This is a genomic window from Streptomyces sp. NRRL WC-3549, from assembly GCF_000721935.1.
Classification (GTDB): Bacteria; Actinomycetota; Actinomycetes; order Streptomycetales; family Streptomycetaceae; genus Streptomyces.
On record NZ_KL585389.1, the window covers coordinates 128,692 to 133,183 of the forward strand.

5 protein-coding genes are annotated in these 4,492 nt (G+C 70.9%); all 5 read left to right on the forward strand.

The genetic code is table 11. From position 1 onward, the window contains the following. Positions 1–458 precede the first annotated feature (458 nt). Positions 459–1,460: a glycoside hydrolase family 11 protein gene (locus IH13_RS0107935; protein WP_031082310.1), complete on the forward strand. Its 1,002-nt coding sequence runs from the start codon at positions 459–461 to the stop codon at positions 1,458–1,460. A 76-nt stretch (positions 1,461–1,536) separates the two neighbouring features. Continuing rightward, positions 1,537–2,514, forward strand: a complete 978-nt coding sequence (locus IH13_RS0107940; protein WP_031082312.1) for a polysaccharide deacetylase family protein — start codon at positions 1,537–1,539, stop codon at positions 2,512–2,514. A gap of 98 nt (positions 2,515–2,612) precedes the next feature. Next, a complete protein-coding gene (locus IH13_RS0107945; RefSeq protein ID WP_031082313.1) occupies positions 2,613–2,930 on the forward strand; it encodes a cupin domain-containing protein in 318 nt (105 codons plus the stop codon). 201 nt (positions 2,931–3,131) lie between these two features. Beyond that, positions 3,132–3,779, forward strand: a complete 648-nt coding sequence (locus IH13_RS0107950) for a GNAT family N-acetyltransferase (protein ID WP_031082315.1) — start codon at positions 3,132–3,134, stop codon at positions 3,777–3,779. Positions 3,780–3,831: 52 nt separating this feature from the next. Beyond that, a partial coding sequence (locus IH13_RS0107955; protein WP_031082317.1) for a hypothetical protein occupies positions 3,832–4,492 on the forward strand: 661 nt, incomplete at its 3' end.

A 4,492-nucleotide genomic window follows, 5' to 3' on the forward strand; every position in this document is an offset into this window, starting at 1 on the left:
CGGTACGGAGGACCGGCCGCCACGGGGGGGCCGGTCCTCCGTGTCGTCGACGAGCGACCACCCGGGACCTCCTGCCACCGGGGCGTGTCGAGGGCAGCCACGCTCTCCTCACATGCACGGCTCGCAAAAGTCGCCGATGCTCCGAAACTTTCGGAACTTTGTTCCGGCGTATGGGGCGCCCATCGGAGGTTCCCCACCGTCAGATGTGAGCCTGGGCGGCGGACATGCTCACCTGCCTGCTGAAACGTCTGGTTCACCCCTTCCATGGCAGGCGAAGTTTTCGCTGGCGTAACCGAAACTATTGACACTTGTCGGGGGCAGGTCAATGCTGTCGCCGTCGACAGGCCCCATCGCTGCCGACGGGAGACGCCACGGCGTCCCCGGGCCGCGATCCGGCCTCGCCGTGGCCTGCCTCGCCACTCGTCCGCCGTCCCTCCTCGAAGGAGAAAGGCACGCACATGAACCCACTCGTGCACACCCGGCGCCACAGACCCGGACGGTTCAGGTCGCTCCTCGGCAGTCTCTGCGCCCTGGTCCTGGCCGCCGCCGCCGCGCTGCTGCTCCCGGGAACAGCCAGTGCCGACACGGTCGTCACGACGAACCAGACCGGCAACAACAACGGCTACTACTACTCGTTCTGGACGGACGGCGGCGGCCAGGTCTCCATGAACCTGGCCTCCGGCGGCGGCTACAGCACCTCATGGACGAACGCCGGCAACTTCGTCGCCGGCAAGGGCTGGAGCACCGGCGGCCGGAAGAGCGTCACCTACTCGGGCACCTTCAACCCGTCGGGCAACGCGTACCTGGCGCTCTACGGGTGGTCGACCAATCCGCTCGTCGAGTACTACATCGTGGACAACTGGGGCACCTACCGGCCCACGGGCACGTTCAAGGGCACCGTCACCAGCGACGGCGGTACGTACGACATCTACGAGACCACGCGCACCAACGCGCCCTCCATCGAGGGCACGAAGACCTTCAAGCAGTTCTGGAGCGTCCGCCAGTCGAAGCGGACCGGCGGCACCATCACCACCGGCAACCACTTCGACGCCTGGGCCCGCAACGGCATGAACCTCGGCACCATGAACTACATGATCCTCGCCACCGAGGGCTACCAGAGCAGCGGCAGCTCCAACATCACGGTGGGCGAAGGCGGATCCAACGGTGGTGGTGGCGGTAACGGCGGGGGTGGTCAGGGGTGTACGGCGACGTTGTCGGCCGGTGAGAAGTGGGGTGACCGGTACAACCTGAACGTGGCGGTGAGTGGTTCCGGCAGCTGGACGGTGACGATGAACGTGCCGTCTCCGGCGAAGGTCATGTCGACCTGGAACATCAGTGCCTCGTATCCCAGTGCCCAGGTGCTGACGGCGAGGCCCAACGGGAGTGGGAACAGTTGGGGCGCGACGATCCAGGCCAACGGCAACTGGACCTGGCCGACCGTCTCCTGCACCACGAGCTGACCCCCGGAACCGGCGAACCGCTCCGTGCCGGCCGAGGCCCGGCCGGCACGGAGCGGCACGAGGAGGAGTCACCCGCATGAGCATCACACCCCGCCCCCGTCTGCGCGCCACGGTCACCGGCCTCGCCGTCGCCGCCTCGGCCCTGGCGGGCGGCACCGTCACCGCCGCCCCGTCCCAGGCCGCCGCGTGCAACGGCTACGTCGGACTCACCTTCGACGACGGACCGTCGGCAGGCCAGACCCCGGCCCTGCTCAACGCGCTCAAGCAGAACGGCCTGCGGGCCACCATGTTCAACCAGGGCAACAACGCCGCCGCCAACCCCGCCCAGGTCAAGGCGCAGGCCGACGCCGGCATGTGGGTCGGCAACCACAGTTACAGCCACCCGCACCTGACCCAGCAGAGCCAGGCGCAGATGGACTCCGAGATCTCCCGGACCCAGCAGGCCATCGCCGCCGCGGGGGGCGGCACGCCGAGACTGTTCCGGCCGCCGTACGGCGAGACCGACGCGACCCTGCGGTCCGTCGAGGCGAAGTACGGCCTCACCGAGGTCATCTGGGACGTGGACTCGCAGGACTGGAACGGTGCGAGCACCGACGCGATCGTGCAGGCCGTCTCCCGGCTCACCGGCGGCCAGGTCATCCTCATGCACGAATGGCCCGCCAACACCCTCGCCGCGATCCCCCGGATCGCGCAGGCCCTGTCCGCCAAGGGGCTGTGCTCCGGCATGATCTCCCCGCAGACCGGCCGCGCCGTCGCCCCCGACGGTGGCGGTAACGGCGGGGGTGGTCAGGGGTGTACGGCGACGTTGTCGGCCGGTGAGAAGTGGGGTGACCGGTACAACCTGAACGTGGCGGTGAGTGGTTCCGGCAGCTGGACGGTGACGATGAACGTGCCGTCTCCGGCGAAGGTCATGTCGACCTGGAACATCAGTGCCTCGTATCCCAGTGCCCAGGTGCTGACGGCGAGGCCCAACGGGAGTGGGAACAGTTGGGGCGCGACGATCCAGGCCAACGGCAACTGGACCTGGCCGACCGTCTCCTGCACCACGAGCTGACCCCGGCCGGACGGGAGACACCACCGCACGTGCGGCGCGGCGGCCACGGGCCGCCGCGCCTCGCTGCGTCCGGTCGGAGGCTGCGGCACAGTGGGTGCATGGATGATCTCAACGCCCTCGCCGACGAACACCTGACCCTGGCCCGTGCCAACCCGCACGGCCGCAGCGCGCATCTGCTGCTGCGCCAGGAGCCACTGCGCCAGACGGTGATCGCGCTCACCTCGGGGTCCGCGCTCGACGAGCACAACGCGCCTCCGGCCGCCTCGCTGCTCGTACTCCGCGGCACGGTCAGGCTCACCGCCGGGTCCGGGGACGTGGAGCTGGCCACGGGGACCCTGCACCCCATCCCGCAGGAGCGGCACGGGCTGCTCGCCCTGGAGGACGCGGCGGTGCTGCTGACGGCGGTCAACGACTAGTGTTGCCGCGGCACTAGAAAGGCCCGGGTGTCCGCCCGCGGCCGTACGGGGACACCGGCAGGGCGGCCCTCGCCCTGCCGCCAGGGCCCGGTCGAACGCCCAGGGCCCTGGGGCGGGCCCGGGCGGCCACCTGGGCGCCGCCCGTCCCGCGCCTGCGGAAATCGATTGTGGGAGCGCTCCCAGACCGGGCAGTATGTGCCGATGACCCAGACCGCGCATGTGCGTCCCTACCGCCCGGACGATCGTGAGGCCCTCGCGGACATCTGTGTCCGCACGGCCGACAACGGCCAGGACTCCAGCCGTCTGTACCCCGACCCCGGGCTGATGCCCGCCCTGTTCGCCGCTCCCTACGCCCACCTCGAACCCGAGTCGGTGTTCGTCCTGGACGACGGGGCGGGGCGGGCGGTCGGATACGTGCTGGGCACCGCGGACACGCGGCGGTTCGTGGACGGCTTCCGTACGGTCTGGATCCCGCTGGTCGCGGAGCGCTTCCCCGAACCGCAGGGTCCGCCCGGCACGCTCACCGAGGAGATGACCGCGCTCCTGTACCGCCCCGAGCGCATGATCCTGCCCGAACTGGACGCGTACCCGGCCCACTTGCACATCGACCTGTTACCGGCGTGGCAACGCAGGGGGTTCGGGCGGGAGTTGATGGACACGTTCCTGGGCGCGCTGCGGGACAAGGGGGTCGAGGCCGTCCATCTGTCCATGCTGACGGCCAACACCGCGGCCAGGGCCTTCTACGACCGGCTCGGCTTCCACGAGATCGCGGTCCCGGACCCCGGGCCGCTCACCTGTCTGGGGCGCTCGACGCAGGGGTGTGGCGGGGGAGAGGTGGGCAGGTACTGAGTGCCGATCCCGGGCGAGGGCCGGGACGGCCCACGTGGAGGGATGAATGACAGTGACGGAACAGGGCGTATGGAGGTTCACGGACGACCGGGGGCAGTTGACGACGGCGCCGCGGCGGCCGGCGCGGGTGCTGGCCTACGTGCAGGCCGGGGCGACCCTCTGGGACTACGGGATATGCCCGGAGGGGATATTCGGCTCAGGGCACGACGGCGCCTCCCCCGACCGTGCCAAAACCGGGGCGCTGCCGCTGGACACCGTGGACTACCGCGGCGCGGGTGACGACCTGGACGTGGACACGCTGCTGAGGGGGGACCCGGACCTCGTGGTCGCCGTCAGCTACGGCCACGGCCAGATCTACGGGCTGGACCCGGACACCGCCAAGCACCTGGAGGAACGGGTTCCGGTCGTCGTCGTCGACGTCGGCCAGGCGCGCACCCTGGACCACGTCGCCGAGCGGTTCGCGGAGCTGGCACTCGCACTGGGCGGTACCCGGGACCCGGACGCGGTGGCGGCGCTGACGGCCGCCCGGGAGCGGCTGCGCCGCGTCGCGGGCGCCGGGCCCGACCGGCCGGGCGTGGTGGCGCTGTCCCCGGCCGGGCCCGGACAGGTGCACATCGCCCGCCCCGTGATGTGGCCGGAACTGCGGGTCCTCGCCGAGCTCGGGGTCGGCCTGGTCGCCCCGGAGGAGGGGCCCGGGGTCAACTGGTCCACCG

Coding starts and splice junctions, on each gene's coding strand:
- IH13_RS0107935 (WP_031082310.1), top strand. CDS start 459: ATGAACCCACTCGTGCACACCCGGCGCCACAGACCCGGACGGTTCAGG.
- IH13_RS0107945 (WP_031082313.1), top strand. CDS start 2,613: ATGGATGATCTCAACGCCCTCGCCGACGAACACCTGACCCTGGCCCGT.
- IH13_RS0107950 (WP_031082315.1), top strand. CDS start 3,132: ATGACCCAGACCGCGCATGTGCGTCCCTACCGCCCGGACGATCGTGAG.
- IH13_RS0107940 (WP_031082312.1), top strand. CDS start 1,537: ATGAGCATCACACCCCGCCCCCGTCTGCGCGCCACGGTCACCGGCCTC.